This window comes from Massilia paldalensis (assembly GCF_044901715.1).
Taxonomy (GTDB): domain Bacteria; phylum Pseudomonadota; class Gammaproteobacteria; order Burkholderiales; family Burkholderiaceae_D; genus Telluria; species Telluria paldalensis.
On sequence record NZ_JBJCIU010000002.1, the window covers coordinates 124,490 to 143,162 of the forward strand.

15 protein-coding genes are annotated in these 18,673 nt (G+C 69.2%); 10 read left to right on the plus strand and 5 right to left on the minus strand.

Annotated features, from left to right (window positions below):
- Positions 1-11: 11 nt before the first annotated feature.
- A complete protein-coding gene (locus ACI1V7_RS10375) occupies positions 12-290 on the minus strand; it encodes a hypothetical protein (RefSeq protein WP_404531685.1) in 279 nt (92 codons plus the stop codon).
- Between the two features lie 565 nt (positions 291-855).
- On the opposite strand from ACI1V7_RS10375, the gene ACI1V7_RS10380 reads away from it, so the two are divergent.
- From ACI1V7_RS10380 to ACI1V7_RS10400, 5 genes are all read left to right on the plus strand, one after another.
- Complete coding sequence (locus ACI1V7_RS10380; protein ID WP_290412649.1) at positions 856-1,032, plus strand: hypothetical protein; 177 nt, start codon at positions 856-858, stop codon at positions 1,030-1,032.
- Position 1,033: 1 nt separating this feature from the next.
- Positions 1,034-1,606 carry a cupredoxin domain-containing protein gene (locus ACI1V7_RS10385; RefSeq protein ID WP_404531686.1) on the plus strand — a complete coding sequence of 191 codons (573 nt, stop codon included), beginning with the start codon at positions 1,034-1,036 and terminating at the stop codon, positions 1,604-1,606.
- Between the two features lie 16 nt (positions 1,607-1,622).
- Positions 1,623-3,227, plus strand: a complete 1,605-nt coding sequence (locus tag ACI1V7_RS10390) for a cbb3-type cytochrome c oxidase subunit I (RefSeq protein WP_404532508.1) — start codon at positions 1,623-1,625, stop codon at positions 3,225-3,227.
- Positions 3,224-4,021, plus strand: a complete 798-nt coding sequence (locus ACI1V7_RS10395) for a c-type cytochrome (RefSeq protein WP_404531687.1) — start codon at positions 3,224-3,226, stop codon at positions 4,019-4,021. Before ACI1V7_RS10390 ends, ACI1V7_RS10395 begins: the two co-directional genes overlap by 4 nt.
- Positions 4,022-4,263: 242 nt before the next feature.
- Positions 4,264-6,294 (plus strand): S9 family peptidase, encoded by a 2,031-nt coding sequence (locus ACI1V7_RS10400; protein WP_404531688.1) that lies wholly within the window; start codon positions 4,264-4,266, stop codon positions 6,292-6,294.
- 30 nt (positions 6,295-6,324) lie between these two features.
- Here ACI1V7_RS10400 and ACI1V7_RS10405 read toward each other — a convergent pair whose 3' ends face one another.
- The gene (locus ACI1V7_RS10405) at positions 6,325-6,879 is read right to left on the minus strand and encodes a GNAT family N-acetyltransferase (RefSeq protein ID WP_404531689.1); all 555 of its coding nucleotides are present in this window, start codon (positions 6,877-6,879) and stop codon (positions 6,325-6,327) included.
- A gap of 114 nt (positions 6,880-6,993) precedes the next feature.
- On the opposite strand from ACI1V7_RS10405, the gene aptA reads away from it, so the two are divergent.
- The 5 genes from aptA to ACI1V7_RS10430 all read left to right on the plus strand — a co-directional run bounded on the left by aptA (position 6,994) and on the right by ACI1V7_RS10430 (position 15,340).
- Positions 6,994-8,310: an omega-aminotransferase AptA gene (gene aptA, locus ACI1V7_RS10410; RefSeq protein WP_404531690.1), complete on the plus strand. Its 1,317-nt coding sequence runs from the start codon at positions 6,994-6,996 to the stop codon at positions 8,308-8,310.
- Positions 8,311-8,338: 28 nt separating this feature from the next.
- Positions 8,339-9,832: a CoA-acylating methylmalonate-semialdehyde dehydrogenase gene (locus ACI1V7_RS10415; RefSeq protein WP_404531691.1), complete on the plus strand. Its 1,494-nt coding sequence runs from the start codon at positions 8,339-8,341 to the stop codon at positions 9,830-9,832.
- 34 nt (positions 9,833-9,866) lie between these two features.
- Positions 9,867-11,336 (plus strand): NCS1 family nucleobase:cation symporter-1, encoded by a 1,470-nt coding sequence (locus ACI1V7_RS10420; RefSeq protein WP_404531692.1) that lies wholly within the window; start codon positions 9,867-9,869, stop codon positions 11,334-11,336.
- A gap of 84 nt (positions 11,337-11,420) precedes the next feature.
- Positions 11,421-13,424: an MHYT domain-containing protein gene (locus ACI1V7_RS10425; protein ID WP_404531693.1), complete on the plus strand. Its 2,004-nt coding sequence runs from the start codon at positions 11,421-11,423 to the stop codon at positions 13,422-13,424.
- 71 nt (positions 13,425-13,495) lie between these two features.
- Positions 13,496-15,340 carry a DUF885 domain-containing protein gene (locus tag ACI1V7_RS10430; RefSeq protein WP_404531694.1) on the plus strand — a complete coding sequence of 615 codons (1,845 nt, stop codon included), beginning with the start codon at positions 13,496-13,498 and terminating at the stop codon, positions 15,338-15,340.
- Between the two features lie 7 nt (positions 15,341-15,347).
- On the opposite strand, the gene ACI1V7_RS10435 is transcribed toward ACI1V7_RS10430, so the two are convergent.
- The 3 genes from ACI1V7_RS10435 to ACI1V7_RS10445 form a co-directional block, all read right to left on the minus strand.
- Positions 15,348-15,779, minus strand: coding sequence for a GNAT family N-acetyltransferase (locus ACI1V7_RS10435; RefSeq protein WP_404531695.1), 432 nt, complete (start codon positions 15,777-15,779; stop codon positions 15,348-15,350).
- Between the two features lie 11 nt (positions 15,780-15,790).
- Positions 15,791-17,545 carry an allantoate amidohydrolase gene (locus tag ACI1V7_RS10440; RefSeq protein ID WP_404531696.1) on the minus strand — a complete coding sequence of 585 codons (1,755 nt, stop codon included), beginning with the start codon at positions 17,543-17,545 and terminating at the stop codon, positions 15,791-15,793.
- An 85-nt stretch (positions 17,546-17,630) separates the two neighbouring features.
- Positions 17,631-18,569: a LysR substrate-binding domain-containing protein gene (locus tag ACI1V7_RS10445; protein WP_404531697.1), complete on the minus strand. Its 939-nt coding sequence runs from the start codon at positions 18,567-18,569 to the stop codon at positions 17,631-17,633.
- Between the last annotated feature and the right edge of the window lie 104 nt (positions 18,570-18,673).

Genomic DNA, 18,673 nt, shown 5'->3' on the forward strand with positions numbered 1-18,673 from the left:
TCGCCGTCTGCTTATTGTTTGCCGCAGGGGCCGTCGGCCTGTTCGCGCATGGCGCGGCGGCGGTCGATGACGAAGGCGCCCGCGACCAGCTTGACGAGCATGAACAGGACGAACAGGAACAGGGCCAGCGGCAGGATGCTGATCAGCAGGGCCAGGCCGAGGCAGCAGGCCAGCATGGCGGGCCAGGGCATGGCGACGATGGCGTCGAGGGCGCGGCGGCAGGCGCGCACGATGTCGCGGGCGACGTCTTCCATGGTAGTGGCGAATTCGCGGAATGTGGTGTGGCGCATGGGATGCTCCCGGTGGCGTGGCGATGGTCTCACTATACGGCCGGGGCCCGCGGCCATCCAGTGGCGGCCGACGAACCGTCGAAAACGGGGCACAAACGGTCGTGCCGACCGATGGATGGTATGCATGGCAAATGTGCGGTCGGTCATCGACGGCATGCCCTGGACCGGCTTCGACCGGGAGGGGCGTGTGCTTCTTTCCGCTTCTTGCGTTCCGATCCGCTCCTGCACCCGCGATCCCGGCGACGCCATGTCGACGATGCGGCGACCGGCATTTCTTTCGACAGGGGCATGACGGAATTCCCGGTCGACTACGGGGGGAATTCACCGTATCGGGACGGGAATTTGAGCAATTTGGGAAAACGCCGCAGGTCCTCCTCCTTGTGGCCAATTGTCTGCCGTTCGGACCGCGCCGTATGATTTTTTTTTAGCTGGAAGCATTTCGCGGGATGGTCCAAGGACCCGGCCGCCGATCCGACCCGGTGGGGCGCGACGGTGCCGGCCCGCGAAGTCGACCAGCTGCGCTCGGCGACCGTCGAGCGAAACCCGTGTAACAAGAGGAACGAGCATGATCGTGGAACAGATCGACGAGGATGGCGGGGCCGGCGAGCAGGGGCGCGTCGATGCCATCGTCGCCCGGGGTCCGCGCGGCGCCTTCGCCGTGGCGGGGGCAGGCGTGGCGGTGGTGGTGGCGCTGTGGGTGGTTTTCTATGTCCTGGTGTTCGTCGCCAGGGAAGGGGCCTGACATGGACACGCTGGATCGGAACGCCCATGGCGGCGCGGACGTCGCCGCCGCGGCGGAGGCACGCTGGGGCGTCGTGGTGGCCGTCATCGTGCTGTTCCTGGTCGGGATGATGGGCTACATGAGCCTGCACTGGGCGGCGACGCCGCCCGTGCGCACGGAAACCATCGACCCGTCCACGCTGCACATCGCCGGCGAGTTCGTCGAGTCCCGTCTCGGCACGGTGGCCGAGGCGGACGGCTCGGCCACCGTGCGGGTGCTGGCCAACCAGTACTCGTTCACGCCGCAATGCATCGTGGTCCCGGCCGGCATGCCGGTGCAGATCCGCGGCACCGCGGCCGACGTCGTGCACGGCTTCTCGGTCAGCGGCACCAACGTCAACGTCATGCTGGTGCCGGACTACATCACGAACTTCCGCACCCGCTTCGAGAAGACGGGCGACCACCTGATGCCGTGCCACGAGTTCTGCGGCACGGGCCACGCCGCCATGTGGGCGCACGTGAAGGTGATCGACAGGGACGAATTCATGCGCCGTGCGCGCGAGCAGGAGGGAAAGGGGATGAGCTGTGTTCAGTAACGATACCAAGCGGCTGGTGCTGGGCCATTTCTGGTTCGCCTTCGCCGCGTTCTTCGCCGCGCTGCTGCTCGGCGAATGGCAGATGTACATCCGCAGCCCGCTGACGGCGTGGATCGGCCATCCCGAGCTGTACTACCGCTCGGTGACGGCGCACGGGTCCGTGATGGGCTATGTGTTCCCGACCCTCGTGGCCATGGGCTTCGGCTATGCGATCGTCGAGCTGTCGCTCAAGCAGGCGCTGGTCGGCCGGCGCTGGGCCTGGACCGGGCTGGCGCTGGTGCTCGCCGGCACGATCACGGCGCTGGGGCCCGTGTCCGCGGGCCTGGCCTCGGTGCTGTACACCTTCTATCCGCCGCTGATCGGCCACCCGGCCTACTACATCGGCGTGGTGCTGGTGGTGGTCGGGTCGTGGATCTGGGTCGCGCTGATGGCCGTGAACCTGCGCGTCTGGCGCAAGGCGCATCCGGGCGAGAACGTGCCGCTGCCCATGTTCGCCAACCTGGCCGGCGCCTACCTGTGGGCCTGGACCTCGCTCGGCGCGGCCATCGAGATCCTGTTCCTGATCCTGCCGGTGGCGCTGGGCTTCAAGTCCACCATCGACGCCGGCCTGTCGCGCGTGTTCTTTTCCTGGACCCTGCACGCGATCGTGTACTTCTGGCTGATGCCCGCCTACATCGCGTTCTACACGCTGGTGCCGCGCGCCATCGGCGGCCGCCTGTACAGCGACACGATGGGACGCATCTCCTTCGTCCTGTTCCTCGTGTTCTCGATGCCGATCGGGATCCACCACCTGTTCCAGGATCCGCAGGTAGGCTCCGGCGTCAAGTTCCTGCACGCGGTCTTCACGGGCATGGTCTCGGTACCGACCTTCCTGACCGTGTTCACGATCGTCGCCTCCGTCGAGATCGCGGGACGGCTGCGCGGCGGCACCGGCCTGCTGGGCTGGGTCAAGGCGCTGCCCTGGCATAACCCGATGATGCTGGCGGCGGCATTTTCCTTCATCCTGCTGGGCTTCGGCGGCGCGGGCGGCCTGATCAACATGAGCTACCAGCTCGACTTCGCCGTCCACAATACCCAGTGGATCACGGGCCACTTCCACCTGATCTTCGGCGGCGCCATCGTGATCATGTACTTCGCCCTGGCCTACGACCTGTGGCCGCACCTGACCGGCCGTGCGCTGGTGCAGGGACGGATGATGAAGGCGCAGCTGTGGCTGTGGTTCGTCGGCATGATCGTGCTGACCTTCCCCTGGCACGTGGTAGGGGTCATGGGCATGCCGCGCCGCATGGCCTATTTCGACTACAGCAACCCGGAGCTGGCGGCGCAAGCGATCGGCGTGGTCATCACCTTCTGCGGCGGCCTGCTGCTGGTGGCGTCCGGCCTGCTGTTCCTGCTGGTGCTGCTGCGCGGCCACCGCAGCGCCGTCGTCGACCTGCCCGAGTTCCGCTTCGCCCAGCCGGTGCACGCGACCGGGCGCCTGCCCGTGGCCCTCAACGGCTATGCGCTGTGGCTGGTGCTGATGATCGGCGTGTCGGTCCTCAACTACGGCTACCCGATCGCGCAGCTGCTGGCGCTCAAGGAAACGTCGGTGCCGGCCGTGCCGGTGGGAGGCGCGCCGTGAACGAACGCCTGTTCTCTCTGAAAAACCGCTGGTTCACGATCAGCGTCGGCGCGGTGGTCCTGATCGCCGTGCTGTCGATCGCCGTCGGTTTCGTCTGGGTGCCGCGCGTGCATGGCGGCGCCACCGTCGATTCGCTGTGGGACGCGATCTGCAGCGCCGCCGGCGCCCCGGCGCGCTACCGCAACGCCACGCCGCAGGGTGGAAAAGCGATCCAGCCGAGCGACGTCATCGTCAACAGCGCGATGATGGGACCGCCGGACGCGGGCGCGGTGCGCCGCGGCACCGCGCTGGCCCAGCAATGCAGCACGTGCCACGATGCGCGCGGCCCGGCCGCGGCGGCCATCGACGCGCCGCGCCTGGCCGGCGAGCCGGCCTCGTCGACCTACAAGCAGCTGCGCGACTTCAAGGCGGGCCACCGCACGAACCCGATCATGCAGGCGATGGCGGCCAACCTGAGCGAGCAGGACATGCGCGACCTGGCCGCCTACTACGCGGCGCAGCCGCGCGCTACGCCGGCCGCCCGGCCGGACGCGCGCCCGGATGTGCCGCGGCTCGTCAGCAACGGCGCGCCGATCCGCAACATCGGCGCCTGCGCGACCTGCCACGGCGCGGGCGTGGGCCGTGCCGCCACCCCGGTGCTGGATGGCCTGTCCGAGACCTACCTGCGCGCGCAGCTGACGGCATTCCGCGCCGGCACCCGCGCCAATGACATCAACCGCCAGATGCGCAATGCCGCCCACGGCCTGACGGATGCCGAGATCGCGCTGGTGGCGCGCTATTACGCCAGCCGCTAGCGCACGCCGGATCGCACGTCGCCCCGGCGCAGGCCGGGCCCCATTTTTTCGCCTTTCCACAGCAAGCAAACTTGGACCCCGGCCTGCGCCGGGGCGACGGTTGCTTGCCTTCCATCCCCCAAATCCTGCATTCCGTCGCAAACCGGCCCGCTTCACAACCCGCCCGCTTCATAGTATTTTCAGCAAGGCCATATCGGCCATGCCTGACGCATACTCCCATCCACTTTCGTTGCGAGGTCCGCATGCTACGTACCACCCTGGCCGCATTGTTCGCAGTCGCTCTCGTCCCATCCGTGCATGCGCAATCCGCGCAGGCGCCCGCCGCCCAGGTGCCGCTGATCGAGCGCGCCAAGCTGTTCGGCAACCCCAGCAAGATCGCGGCCGCCATCAGCCCGGACGGGAAATGGCTGTCCTGGATCGCCCCGCGCGACGGCGTGCTCAACGTCTGGGTGGCGCCGGTCGGCAAGCCCGACCAGGCCAGGCCGCTGACGGCGGAAAAGACGCGTCCGATCCGCAGTGTGTTCTGGGCGCCGGATTCGAAGTCGCTGCTGTTCGTGAACGACAAGGGCGGCGACGAGAACTTCCTGCTGTACGGCGTCGACGTGGCCAGCGGCACGCAGAAGGTGCTCACGCCGTTCGAAAAGACCCGGGTGCAGGTGGTGAACATCAGCCGCCAGGTGAAGGACCGCATCCTCATCGGCGTGAACGACCGCGACCCGCGCTGGCACGACGTCTACAGCCTCGACCTCGCGAGCGGCAAGCTGGCGCTGGTCTACAAGAACACGGGCGACTACGCCGGCTTCGTCGCCGACGAGCAGCTGGTGCTGCGCCTGGCCGTCAAGAGCCGCCCCGACGGCGGCAGCGATTACTTCCGCGTCGTGAAGGACAAGGTCGAAGCGACGCCGGTGGCACGCGTCGACCTGGACGACGCGCTGACCACGTCGCCGCTGGGCTTCACGACGGACGGCAAGACGCTGTACTGGAACGACTCGCGCGGGCGCGACACGGCCGCCCTGGTGGCGCAGGACGTCGCCGGCGGCACGTCCAGGGTGGTGGCCCAGGATGCCCGCGCCGACATCGCCTCCGGCCTGTTCGACGTGCGCACGGGCCAGGTGCAGGCCTACGAGGTCGACTTCCTCAAGCACGAATACGTCGCGCTGGACAAGGACGTCAAGGGCGACCTGGACCACCTGAAGCGGGAGTTGAAGGGCGACTTCCAGGTGCGCTCGCGCACGGATGCGGACGACAAGTGGATCGTCGACCTCGACCCCGTCTCCGCGCCGCCGTCGACCTGGCTGTACGAGCGCAAGGGCAGGCGCCTGAGCAAGCTGTTCACGGCCCGCCCGGAGCTGGAAGGCGCGCCGCTGGTGCCGATGTTCCCGCAGGAGATCAAGGCCCGCGACGGCCTGAACCTGGTGTCCTACCTGACGCTGCCGAAGGCGGCGGATCCGTCCGGCAGCGGCAAGGCCGCGCGGCCCGTGCCGATGGTGCTGCTGGTGCACGGCGGCCCGTGGGCGCGCGACAGCTACGGCTACCGCAGTTACCACCAGTGGCTGGCCAATCGCGGCTATGCGGTGCTGTCCGTGAACTACCGCGGCTCGACGGGCTTCGGCAAGGGATTCATCTCGAAGGCCGACCAGCAATGGGGCCGCAAGATGCACGACGACCTGATCGACGCCGTCGACTGGGCCGTCAGGAGCGGCGTCACCACGCGCGACAAGGTCGCCATCATGGGCGGGTCCTACGGCGGTTACGCGACGCTCGCGGGCCTGACGTTCACGCCCACGACCTTCGCCTGCGGCGTGGACATCGTCGGTCCCTCCAACCTGTTCACGCTGCTGCAGACGATCCCGCCGTACTGGGAATCGGGCAAGCAGCAGTTCTACAAGCGCATGGGCGACCCGACCACGGAAGAGGGCCGCGCGCTGCTGAAGGAGCGTTCGCCGCTGAACTTCGCCGACCGCATCCAGCGTCCGCTGCTGATCGGCCAGGGCGCGAACGACCCGCGCGTGAACGTGCGCGAGTCGGACCAGATCGTGGCGGCGATGAAGGAGAAGAACATTCCCGTCACCTACGTCGTGTTCCCGGACGAGGGCCACGGCTTCGCCCGTCCCGTCAACAACATCGCCTTCAATGCGGTGGCCGAGAACTTCCTGTCGTCCTGCCTGGGCGGCCGGGCGGAAGCCATCGGCACGGCGCTGGCGCCGTCGACGGCGCAGGTGAAGGAGGGCGCCGCCGCGGTGCCGGGCCTGCAGCAGGCCGCCGCGAAGTAACAAGCCGACCGACAACGGGGACGCGCGCCCTCAGGCCGCGTCCCGGTAGCGGCGCAGCAGGCCGTAGTTGACCGTATCGGCCGCCTCGCCGTGCACGATCCAGCGTTCCGGCATATAGCCTTCCTTGCGGAAGCCCAGCTTTTCCAGCACCCGCGCGGACGCGCCGTTGCGCGGGTCGATGTCGGCCTCGACACGGTTCAGGTCCAGCACGTCGAAGCCGTAGTCGAGCAGGGCCGCCAGGGCTTCGCTGACGTAGCCGCGGCCCCAGTGGCGGCTGCCGATCGCGTAGCCCAGTTCGCAGCGCCGGCTCGCCTCGAAGAAGTGGTGCAGCGCGCAGTTGCCGATCAACTCCCCCGTTTCCAGCAGTTCGATGCCGAAGCGCGCTTCGCTGCCGTCGGCATACGCGGCGCGGATGCGGGCGATGGCCTGCACGGCCCGGTCCCGGCTGGTCCACGGTTCGCTGCTCCAGTAGCGCGTGACCAGCGGATCGGAAAACACGGCGTAGTGGGCGTCGGTGTCGCGCTCGTCCATCCAGCGCAGCTTCAGGCGCGGTGTGAACAGTTTGGTCGGGGTCAGGTCGGGCATGGCATCCTCTTTCTCTGCGCTCGGGGAACGCGGCGCGCTCCGCTGCTGTTATCCTGTCGTCCATTATCGCATCACGATTTTGCTGACAGGTAAATCACTCGCCCGGAGGTGCACATGAACGAAGCGAAGCCGGCATCGATGTCCTCATTCTGGATGCCGTTCACGAACAACCGCGACTTCAAGGCGCATCCGCGCCTGCTGGTGTCGGCGCAGGGCATGTACTACAAGGATGTCGACGGCAACGCGATCCTCGACGGCACGGCCGGCCTGTGGTGCGTGCCGTGCGGCCATGCGCAACCGAAGATCGTCGCGGCCGTCAGCGAGATGGTGGGCCAGCTCGACTTCGCGCCCACCTTCCAGATGGGCCACCCGGCCGCCTTCGACCTGGCCGAGCGCCTGATGGACTACACGGGCCACAAGTTCGGCCACGTGTTCTATACCAATTCCGGTTCCGAAGCCGTGGACACGGCGCTGAAGATCGCGCTGGCCTACCACCGTGCCCGCGGCGAAGGCAGCCGCACGCGCCTGATCGGGCGCGAGCGCGGCTACCACGGCGTGGGCTTCGGCGGCCTGTCGGTAGGCGGCATCGGCCCCAATCGCAAGGCCTTCGGCCCCTTGCTGCCGGGCATCGACCACCTGCCGCACACCCACGATCCGCTCAGGAATGCCTTCGTGCGCGGCGAACCGGATTTCGGCGTCGAGCTGGCGGACGAGCTGGAACGCCTCGTGGCCCTGCACGACGCGTCCACGATCGCGGCCGTCATCATCGAACCCGTGTCCGGCTCCACCGGCGTGCTGGTGCCGCCCAAGGGCTACCTGAAGCGCCTGCGCGAACTGTGCACGAAGCACGGCATCCTGCTGATCTTCGACGAGGTCATCACGGGCTTCGGGCGCCTGGGCACGCCGTTCGCGGCCGACTATTTCGACGTCGAGCCCGACATGATGACGACGGCCAAGGGCATCACCAACGGCACCGTGCCGATGGGCGCCGTGTTCTCCAAGGCCTTCATCCACGACGCGTTCATGGATGCGCCGCCCGGCATCGAGCTGGCCCATGGCTATACCTATTCCGGCCATCCGCTCGCCTGCGCCGCCTCGCTGGCCACGCTGGACGTGTTCGAGGAACAGGGCATCCTCGAACACGCCCGCGCGCTGCAGCCCTACTGGGAAGACGCCGTGCATGCGCTGCGCGGCCTGCCGCACGTGATCGACATCCGCAGCATCGGCCTGGTCGCCGGCATCGAGCTGGCGCCGATTCCCGGCAAGCCGGGCGCCCGTGCCTTCGCCGCCTTCAAGCAGGCGTTCGCGGACGGCGTGCTCATCCGGGTCACGGGCGACATCATCGCGCTGTCGCCGCCGCTGGTGCTCGAGAAGAAACATATCGACGAACTGTTCGGCAAGCTCGCCGACGTGCTGAAACGGCTGGACTGACAACAAAAGGACAAAAAAAAGGACAAACATGGAGACGATCGGACACTACATCGGCGGCCAGGCGCATGCCGGCACGGGCCCGCGCCAGGCCGACGTGTTCAACCCCGCGCTGGGCGAACCCTGCGCGCGCGTGGCGCTGGCGTCGCGCGCGGACGTGGCCGCCGCCGTGGCGGCGGCGGCCGCCGCCTTTCCCGCCTGGGCCGCCACGCCGCCGCTGGCGCGGGCGCGCGTGTTGTTCAACTACCTGCAGCTGTGCCGCCTGCACACGGACGACTTCGCGGCGCTCGTGGTACGCGAGCACGGCAAGACTTTCGCGGACGCCCAGGGCGAAGTGGCACGCGGCATCGAAGTCGTCGAATTCGCCGTGGGCATCCCGCAACTGCTCAAGGGCGAATTCACCGACCAGGTCGCGCGCGGCATCGATGCCTGGTCGATGCGCCAGCCGCTGGGCGTCGTGGCCGGCATCACGCCGTTCAACTTCCCCGTGATGGTGCCCATGTGGATGTTCCCCATCGCCATCGCCTGCGGCAATACCTTCGTGCTGAAGCCGTCGGAGCGCGACCCGTCGCCGGCGCTGCTGCATGCCCGCCTGTTGCATCAGGCGGGCCTGCCGGACGGCGTGTTCAACGTCGTGCAGGGCGACCGGGAAGCCGTCGATGCGCTGCTCGAGCATCCGGACGTGGAGGCGCTCAGCTTCGTCGGTTCGACGCCCGTCGCCGAGTACATCCATGCCCGCGGCACGGCGGCGGGCAAGCGCGTGCAGGCCCTGGGCGGCGCCAAGAACCACCTGGTCGTGATGCCGGATGCCGACATGGACATGGCCATCGACGCACTCGTCGGCGCCGCCTACGGCTCGGCGGGCGAGCGCTGCATGGCCATCTCGGTCGCGGTGGCGGTCGGCGACGCGGGCGACGCGCTGGTGGCCCGGCTGGCCGAGCGCACGGCGGCCCTGAAGATCGGCGACGGCATGGCGGAAGGCGCCGAGATGGGCCCCGTCGTCACGGAGGCGGCCAAGCAGCGCATCGAGCGGCTGATCGGCGAGGGCGTGGAGCAGGGCGCCACCCTCGTCGTCGACGGCCGCGGGTACACCGTCCCGGGCCGCGAGAACGGCTTCTTCGTCGGCGGCACGCTGTTCGACCACGTGCGGCCGGACATGTCGATCTACCGCGAAGAGATCTTCGGCCCCGTGCTGTGCGTGGTGCGCCTGCCGGACATCGGCAGCGCCCTCGAACTCGTCAACGGCAACGAGTACGGCAACGGCGTGGCCCTGTTCACCCGCGACGGCGGCACGGCGCGGGAATTCGTGCGCCAGGTCGAGGCGGGGATGGTCGGCGTGAACGTGCCGCTGCCGGTGCCGATGGCCTTCAACAGCTTCGGCGGCTGGAAACGCAGCCTGTTCGGCGACCACCACGCCTACGGGCCGGAGGGCGTGCGCTTCTACACGCGCCACAAGGCGGTCATGCAGCGCTGGCCGAATACGGCCGGCCGAGGGGTAGAATTCGCGTTCCCGCACACGACATGAACGCCGGCCCGGCCGGCGCCACACGACGAATCCGATGAGCAGCCCCGCAGCCGACAACGATCTCTGGAACGACGACCTGGCGCCCACCGGCGCCGCCCAGCGCACCTGGCGCTGGTACCACTTTGCCGCCCTGTGGATGGGGATGGTCATGTGCATTCCCGCCTACACGCTGTCGGCGAGCCTCGTCGAGGCGGGCATGTCGGCCTGGCAGGCGGTGCTGACGGTATTCCTGGCGAACGCCATCGTCCTGCTGCCGATGCTGCTGATCGGCCACGCCGGCACCCGCTACGGCATCCCGTATGCGGTGCTGGCGCGGGCGTCGTTCGGCACGCGCGGCGCCAGGCTGCCGGCGCTGATGCGCGCCATCGTCGCCTGCGGCTGGTACGGCATCCAGACCTGGTTCGGCGGCAGCATGATCTACACGCTGCTGGGCGTGCTGGCCGGCCACGAGATCGGCGGCGAGCGCATCGCAGGCCTGGGCATCAACGGGGCGCAGCTGGGCTGTTTCCTGGCGTTCTGGGCGATCCAGTTCTGGTTCATCGTGCACGGCATGGAATCGATCAGGAAGCTCGAGACGTGGACGGCGCCGCTGAAGATCGCCATCTGCTTCGTGCTGCTGGCCTGGGTGTACGACAAGGCGGGCGGCTTCGGCCCGCTGCTCGACAAGCCGTCCGCCTTCGTGCCCGGCGGCCCGAAGGAAGGGCAGTTCTGGACCACGTTCTGGCCGTCGCTGACGGCCATGGTCGGCTTCTGGGCCACGCTGGCGCTGAACATTCCCGACTTTACCCGCTTCGCCCGCAGCCAGCGCGACCAGGTGGTGGGGCAAACGGTGGGCCTGCCGGTGCCGATGGGATTGCTGGCGGCCCTCGCGGTGATCGTCACCTCGGCCACCGTGGTCCTGTACGGCAAGGCGCTGTGGGATCCCGTCGACCTGGCCAGCCGCATGACGGGCGTCGCCGTGCTGGTGGCGCTGGTTGTGCTGCTGGTCGATACGGTCAGCGTCAACCTGGCCGCGAACCTGGTCGGCCCGGCCTACGATTTCTCTGCGCTGGCGCCGCGCCGCATCTCCTACCGCGCGGGAGGCTACCTGACGGCGGCCATCGCGCTGGCGATGATGCCCTGGAAAATCCTCGAATCGACCCAGGGCTATATCTTCACCTGGCTGATCGGCTACTCGGCCCTGCTGGGCCCGATCGCGGGCATCCTGATGGTCGATTACTACGTCGTCCGCAGAACGCGCCTGGACGTCGAGCAACTGTACCGCGACGATGGCGCCTACGGCTACGCGGATGGCCTGCTGCGCGGCTGGAACGGGGCCGCCATCGCCGCCTTCGCCGCCGGGGTGGCGCCGAATATTCCCGGCTTCCTGAACGCGGCCTTCCCGGACGCCTTTCCCGGCGTGGGCGCCGGCTTCAAGGCCATCTACGCCTACGCCTGGTTCGTTGGCGTCGCGCTCGCGGCCCTCGTCTACGGCGTGCTGATGCGCGCACGCGCCAGGCGTTGAAACGGCGGACTGGCCGTCAGGCCTGTTCCGGCCGGCGCGGCTGGTGGTAGCATACGTTCACAGTCCTCCTCCGATAGAGCCGACATGCTGACCGGATATTATGAAACGCCGTTGGTACTGGCCTCCATCCTGGTCGCCATGGTGGCGTCGTACGCGGCGCTCGGGCTGGCCGGACGGGTGGCCCATGCCCAGGGGCGCGCCATGCTGGCCTGGACCGTGGGCGGCGCCGTGGCTCTGGGGTCGGGCATCTGGGCCATGCACTTCATCGGCATGCTGGCGTTCCGGTTGCCGATTCCGACCGGCTTCGATATTCCCATCACCATCGTTTCCCTGCTGCTGCCGATCGCCGCCTCCGGCCTGGCGCTGTGGCAGGCCGGCCGCGCCCACCTGCATCCCAGGCGCCTGGCCGTCAGCGCCGTGCTGATGGGCCTCGGCATCAATGCGATGCACTACACGGGCATGGCCGCGATGCGCATGGCGCCGGGCATCGTCTACGACCCGCTACTGTTCGCGCTGTCCGTGGCGATCGCCATCGGCGCCTCGGCGCTGGCGCTGTGGATCGCCTTCAGGCTGCGCCGCAACGCGCCGCGCGTATGGATGGCACGGCTGGGAGCGGCCGCCGTCATGGGCACCGCCATCGCCGGCATGCACTACACGGGCATGGCGGCGGCCGGCTTCCCGGAAGGCAGCGTGTGCCGCGCCGCGGATGGCGGCGTCGACCACGCGGGCGTGGCGACCCTGGTCATCATCGCGACCCTGTGCGTGCTGGCGCTGGCGCTCGCCATGTCCGTGTTCGACGCGCGACTGGAGGCCAACGGCCGCATGCTCGCCATGTTCCAGGCCATGGCCGAGGAACGCCAGGACCTGCTGCTGCGCGAGCGCGCCGCACGCGACGAGGCCGAACACCTGAGCGCGATGAAGGACGAATTCCTGGCCACGCTGTCGCACGAGCTACGCACGCCGCTCAATGCCATCATGGGCTGGGCCGCCATGCTGCAGCGCGGCGGCAAGGACCCGGCCACCGTCAAGCGCGGCCTGGACACCATCGAGCGCAACGCGCGCGCCCAGGGCCAGCTGATCGACGACCTGCTCGACATGAGCCGCATCATGTCCGGCACCCTGCGCCTGGAGGTACAGCCCGTCGATCCGGCGCGCATCGTCGAGTCGGCGCTGGCCACCGTGCATCCGGCCGCCGTGGCCAAGCAGATCGTGCTGCGCCCGGCCATCGGACGCGACATCGGCGGCGGCGCCGGCATGGTGCTGGCCGACCCCGCGCGCCTGCAGCAGGTGATGTGGAACCTGATGTCGAACGCCGTCAAGTTCACCCCCGCCGGCGGCACCGTGCAGGTGCTGCTGGCGCGCGACGGCGACGACATGGTGCTGCGCGTGATCGATTCGGGCATCGGCATCGACCCCGAGTTCCTGCCGCACGTGTTCGACCGCTTCCGCCAGCAGGACGCGTCGATCACGCGCCGCCATGGCGGGCTCGGACTGGGGCTGTCGATCGCGCGCCAGCTGGTCGAGCTGCACGGCGGCACCATCGAGGTCGACAGCCCGGGCGCGCATGCGGGCGCCACGTTCACCGTGCGCCTGCCGCTGCTGCGCGAACCGGCGCCGGCCCTGCGGCCCGCATCGGTCCCCGTACAGGCCGCGGCGGCGCAGGACTGGCAGGGCACGGGCCTGACCGACCTGTCCGGCGTGAAGGTGCTGGTGGTCGACGACGCACCCGATACGCTCGACGTGCTGGAACGGATCCTGAAGGTCAGCGGCGCCTCGACCGTGACGGCGTCGAATGCCGGCTGCGCCCTCGACCTGCTCGAGCGCGAACGCCCCGACGTGATCGTCAGCGACATCGGCATGCCCGACGTCGACGGCTTCGAGCTGATGCGCCGCATCCGCCGCCGCGAAGGCTGCGGGGGCGACGTCCCCGCCATCGCCCTGACCGCGTTCACGCGCCAGGGCGACCGCGAGCGGGCACTGCAGGCCGGCTTCACCGACTACATGGCCAAGCCGGTGGAGGCGGGGGCGCTCGTCGCGCGCATCGCCGAGTCCGTGGGTCCACGCAGCCACGCGGCGCCCGCGGCCTGACGGGCGACCGCAATCCGGGGGCGGGCAACGCGACTGTTGTATCCTTTTCGGCATTCACTGAAAGGATGTCCATGCCCCGTCCGCCGTTTATCTCCGCCGTCTCCGCCGTCCCCGTCGCCTCCCTGCTTGCCGCACTGTCCTGCGCGCCCCTCCTCGCCGTTCCCATCCTGCCTGCCCATGCCGCTGCCGCCGTCCCGGCCGCCGAACGCCAGGTGAATGACCTCGCCGCGCGCTTCTACGATGCCCGCGCGCGCTTCGACCCCCTGCTGTACGCGACGGCGAACGGCGACGGCCGCTACGACGATCAGCTCGGCATGGCGATCGCGCCGCAGGTGCGGCAGCGCTACCTGGCGCAGAACCATGCCTTGCTGGAGCAGCTGCAGGCCATCGACCGCGCGCGCCTGGCGCCGGCGGCGCAGCTGAACCGCGACATCCTGGAAGCGGAAATCCGCAGCCAGCTCGACCTGGAACGCTTCCCGGAACACCTGCTGCCGCTGAACCAGTTCGACAACGTGCCCAGCAACCTGGCCAACTATGCCGGCGGCACGGGTTCGCAGCCGCTCGGCACGCCGGCCCAGTACCGGGCCTACCTGCGCCGCCTGGAGCAGCTGCCCGCATGGATCGACCAGGCCGTCGCCAACATGAAGGAGGGCATCCACGTCGGGGTCGTGCAGCCGAAGGTCATCACCGAGCGCATGCTGCCGCAGTTCCGCCAGCTGAGAAGCGCCACGCCCGAGACGAGCGTCTACTACACGCCCGTGAAGAACATGCCGGCGGATTTCCCCGAACAGGACCGGCGCCAGCTCACGGCCGGCTACCGCCAGGCCGCCGTCGCCATCGATGCCGCGCTGGGACGGTTGAATGCCTTCCTGGAGAAGGACTACCTGGCGGCCGGCCGCGCGAGCGCGGGCTACGGCGCGCTGCCGGACGGCGCCGCCTGGTACCGCGCGCGCATCCGCAACAATACGAACCTCGACCTGGCGCCCGACGACATCCACGCGCTGGGCCTGAAGGAAGTCGCGCGCATCCGCGCCGAGATGGCGAAGCTGGCGCGCGACGACATCCATGCGCTGGGCTACGACGGCCCGCTGGACCAGTTCCCGCACTGGGTCGCGGCGCAGCGGCACTTCAAGCCCTTCACGAGCGAGGCTCAGGTCCTGGCGCGCTACCGCCAGCTGTACGCGACCGTCGAGGGCAAGCTGCCCGCCTATTTCACGCTGCTGCCGAAGGCGAAGCTGGACATCCAGCCGGAGCCGGAACTGACCCGCGCGACGGCGTCCGACCACTACACGCCGGTGGCCGCCGACGGCTCGCATCCGGGCACCTTCTGGGTCGTCGTCAACGACCCGAAGGAGTACGACACGACCGGCATGGCGACGCTGCTGCTGCACGAGGGCGTGCCGGGCCACCACCTGCACGCGGCGCTGCTGAAGGAATTGCCCCTGCCGGACTTCCGCAAGTTCTTCACCGAGCACCCGAGCGCCGCCGCCTACGCGGAAGGCTGGGCGCTGTACTGCGAGACCCTGGGCAAGGAATTCGGCCTGTACGAGGACCCCGCCTATTACTACGGCCACCTGAACGACGAGCTGCTGCGCGCCGTGCGCCTCGTCGTCGACACGGGCATGCACGCCCAGGGCTGGTCGCGCGAGAAGGCGATCGCGTACGCGCGCGAGGTGCTGGGCTACGACGAGGCGCGGGCCGCCAACCAGATCGAGCGCTACATGGTATGGCCGGGCCAGGCGCTTGCCTACAAGGTCGGCGCGCTGAAGATCCTCGAGCTGCGCGAGCGCGCCCGCCGGGAACTGGGACCGAAGTTCAGCTACGCGGGCTTCCACGCCGTCGTGCTGGGCGACGGCACGCTGCCGCTGCCGATCCTGCAGGCGCGCGTCGAGCGCTGGATCGCGGCAACCAGGTGAGGCGCCGTCAGGCGTCCTGCAGGTAGCCGCGCGCGTGCGCGGCGGCCGGGTCCTCGAAAATGGCCATGGCCGTCGTCATGCGCCGAAATCCCAGGTTCGCATAAAAGCCTTCCTTGCCCGGCACGGCATACAGGAAGATCTTCTTGTGGCCCCGGGCCAGCGCCAGCAGGTCGGCGACGAGGGCGCGGCCCAGCCCCCGGCCCTGGTAATCGGGCAGCAGGGCGACGTCGCACAGGTAGGCGACATCGACGCCGTCCGCCAGCACGCGGCCGGCCGCCACCAGTTTCCCGTCGTCGAACACGAAGCGCTTGAACATGCTGTTGCCGAAGGCGCGGCGCAAATCGTCCGGCGCCTTGCGCGCCAGCGGCGCCACGCGGTACAGCTCGGCCAGTTCGTGCCAGTCGACGTGCTCCGTCGAATCGGTCCAGGCGAGGGACATGCTGCGGCCTTTCAGGCGTGGGAACGGAAAAAGTCGAGCAGCACGGCGGCGGCGATGTCGGCATCGTCGGCCGTCATGGTCTCGAGCGGATTGTGGCTGATGCCGCCGTTGCCGCAGCGCGTGAACAGCATGGCGACGTCGGTCAATCCCGCCAGCGCCATGGCGTCGTGGCCGGCGCCGGACGGCAGGTCGAAGCGGGGCAGGCCGGCCCGTTCGACGGCGGCGCCCAGCTGCTCCATCAGCCGGGGCGCGCACGGCACGGCGGCCGCCTGCACCAGCGTCTCGACCTCGTGGGCGATGCCGCGCCGCGCGCAGATGGCGGCGATGCCGTCCAGGATGTCCTGCACGGCGGCCAGGCGCTCGCCGTCCTCGGCGGCGCGGATGTCGAGCGACAGGCGGCAGCGGCCCGGGATCACGTTGACGGAGCCGCCCGGCACGGCCAGCTGGCCGACGGTGCCCACCAGCGCGCCGCGCCCGCCGCAGCGGCGCTCGACCAGCAGCACGATCTCGGCGGCCGCCGCGGCGGCGTCGCGGCGCATGGCCATCGGCGTCGTGCCCGCATGGCTGGCCACGCCCTGCAGGTCGACGAGGTAGCGCGAACTGCCGGCGATCGCCGTGACGACGCCCAGCGGCAGGCCGCGCTCCAGCAGCACCGGTCCCTGCTCGATGTGCACCTCGACATAGCCGAGCAGCGTGGCCGGGTCGCGGGCGATGGCGGGAATGGCGTGTGGGTCGTGGCCGGCCGCCTGCAGCGCCGCGCGCATCGTGATGCCGTCGGCATCGACCTGGTCCAGCTGCGCCATGTCGAAGCGCCCGGCCAGCGCGCTGCTGCCCAGGAAGGTGCTCTTGAAGCGCACGCCTTCCTCCTCCGCGAAGCCGACGACATCCAGGTGGAAGGGCAGGCGTTCGCCGCGCGCGTGCAGGTGGCGCACGATGGCCAGCGGCAGCAGGATGCCCAGGCGGCCGTCGTACTTGCCGCCGTTCCTCACCGTGTCGTAGTGCGAGCCGGTGAGCAGCGTCTTCGCCGCGGGTGCCGCCGGCGCCGCCGCGGCGTAGCGCCCGACGACGTTGCCGACGGCGTCGATGTGCACGTCCATGCCGGCATCCCGCATCCACGCGGCCAGCTGGTGCGCGGTGCGCTGGTGGGCCTCTGTCATGTAGGCGCAGGTCAGATTCTGCTCGTCGTCGCTGATGGCGCCGAGCTGCTCGGCCCAGTCCATGATGGCGGGGCCGAGGGGCAGGTCGACGCCGAGGAGGGCGTTCAGGCGGATCTCGGCGATGCGGTGCACCTGGCGCAGGCATTCGTCCATCTCGGCCTGCGGCTGGCTCGCCAGGCGCCGGCGGAAGGCGGCGATGACGGCCTGGCGCGTCAAGCCTTTCCCGGTCGGTCCCTTGACGGCGAGGATGAAGGGAAAGCCGAACTTGGCGCGGTAGGCGGCATTCAGTTCGTGCAGGGCCGCGTATTCTTCCGGGCTGCAGCGGTCCAGGCCCGAGGCGGCCTGCTCGCCCGTCGATTCGGCCGTGAGCGTGCCCGCGATCGCCGCCTTGCCGGCCAGTTCCGGGTGGGCGCGCAGCAGCGACAGCTGCTCGTCACGGCCGGCCTGCGTCACCTCGTCCTGCAGCGCCAGCTTCAGTGCGGCCAGGCTGGCGAAGGGACGGCGCGCGGCCGCGCGCTCGGGTATCCAGGGCGAATGCTCGTAGATGCCGTGCAGCGCCTGCACGAAGCCCGGCAGGTCCAGGCGATTGAGGTCCGCAAGTGTCGTCATGCACAATTCTCCGATCGAAGCAGCCGATGATACGTCCCGTCGCCGTCCCGTTCATACGCCGGCCATGATGACGGCTATACGCGCGTCAGCGTTTGACCAAGGCGCGGGCCGCCGCCGTCACCTGGTCGCGCAGCCATTTGTGCTCGGCCGACTGGTGCACGCGCTGGTGCCACAGCTGGTAGAAGCGCATCGGCGGGAATTTCAGCGGCACCGTGAAGGTCTTCAGGGGCAGCGTGTTCTCGTAGAAGCGGATGAACTGGCGGCCCGTGGTCAGCACCAGGTCGGTCTGCGTCAGCATGTAGGGGATCAGGCCGAAGTAGGGCGACTCGACGGCCACCCTGCGCTGCAGGCCCTGGCGCTCCAGGAAGGCATCGATCACGCCGTGGTAGCCGGGCAGCATGGCGGCCGGCGCCACGTGCGGCAGCGTCAGGTAGTCGTCCAGCGTCATGGCGTCGCTGGCCGTGCGCCTGGCATAGGCGCTGTCAGCGCGCATCACGCAGGTGATCGGGTCCTCGAACAGTTTCGAGATGTGCAGGTGGGCGGGCGGCTCGTCCCAGTTGGCGATGACGAGGTCCATCTCGCCGTCGGACAGCATGCGCAGGTAGTCGGTGCCCGGTCCCAGGTGGTGCAGCGCGACCCGGCTGTTGGGCGAGCCACGCCGGATGCTGGCGACCACGTTCGGCAGGAACTGGGTGTCCAGGTAGTCCGGCGCGGCGATGTGGAAGGTGCGCGCGGCCTCCTCGGGCACGAACGGCGACTTGCGGATGAACAGGCTCTCCGTCTCGTCGAGGATGCGCTTGGCCGGTTTCAGCAGGCTCTCGCCATGCTGGGTCGGCACCATGCCGCGCGCCCCGCGCACCAGCAGCGGATCGCCCGTCAGCTCGCGCAGCTTGCGCAGCGAGGCCGAGATCGAAGGCTGCGGCTGGTTCAGCTTGAGCGCCACCCGCGAGACGTTCTTCTCGACCAGCAGCAGGTACAGGATGCGGATCAGGTGCAGGTCGAGGTGCTGGGGAAGGCTGGACATGGCGCGTGCGGACACGTATATCTGTGTGAGTATGTCGAATATACGGCATATTTCATGTTGTATAAAATAAAACCAGCGTATCTTCGATTCATCGACGTCTAAAG

Coding starts and splice junctions, on each gene's coding strand:
- ACI1V7_RS10400 (WP_404531688.1), top strand. CDS start 4,264: ATGCTACGTACCACCCTGGCCGCATTGTTCGCAGTCGCTCTCGTCCCA.
- ACI1V7_RS10430 (WP_404531694.1), top strand. CDS start 13,496: ATGCCCCGTCCGCCGTTTATCTCCGCCGTCTCCGCCGTCCCCGTCGCC.
- ACI1V7_RS10385 (WP_404531686.1), top strand. CDS start 1,034: ATGGACACGCTGGATCGGAACGCCCATGGCGGCGCGGACGTCGCCGCC.
- ACI1V7_RS10375 (WP_404531685.1), bottom strand. CDS start 290: ATGCGCCACACCACATTCCGCGAATTCGCCACTACCATGGAAGACGTC.
- ACI1V7_RS10405 (WP_404531689.1), bottom strand. CDS start 6,879: ATGCCCGACCTGACCCCGACCAAACTGTTCACACCGCGCCTGAAGCTG.
- ACI1V7_RS10435 (WP_404531695.1), bottom strand. CDS start 15,779: ATGTCCCTCGCCTGGACCGATTCGACGGAGCACGTCGACTGGCACGAA.
- ACI1V7_RS10420 (WP_404531692.1), top strand. CDS start 9,867: ATGAGCAGCCCCGCAGCCGACAACGATCTCTGGAACGACGACCTGGCG.
- ACI1V7_RS10415 (WP_404531691.1), top strand. CDS start 8,339: ATGGAGACGATCGGACACTACATCGGCGGCCAGGCGCATGCCGGCACG.
- ACI1V7_RS10380 (WP_290412649.1), top strand. CDS start 856: ATGATCGTGGAACAGATCGACGAGGATGGCGGGGCCGGCGAGCAGGGG.
- ACI1V7_RS10440 (WP_404531696.1), bottom strand. CDS start 17,545: ATGACGACACTTGCGGACCTCAATCGCCTGGACCTGCCGGGCTTCGTG.
- aptA (WP_404531690.1), top strand. CDS start 6,994: ATGAACGAAGCGAAGCCGGCATCGATGTCCTCATTCTGGATGCCGTTC.
- ACI1V7_RS10425 (WP_404531693.1), top strand. CDS start 11,421: ATGCTGACCGGATATTATGAAACGCCGTTGGTACTGGCCTCCATCCTG.
- ACI1V7_RS10445 (WP_404531697.1), bottom strand. CDS start 18,569: ATGTCCAGCCTTCCCCAGCACCTCGACCTGCACCTGATCCGCATCCTG.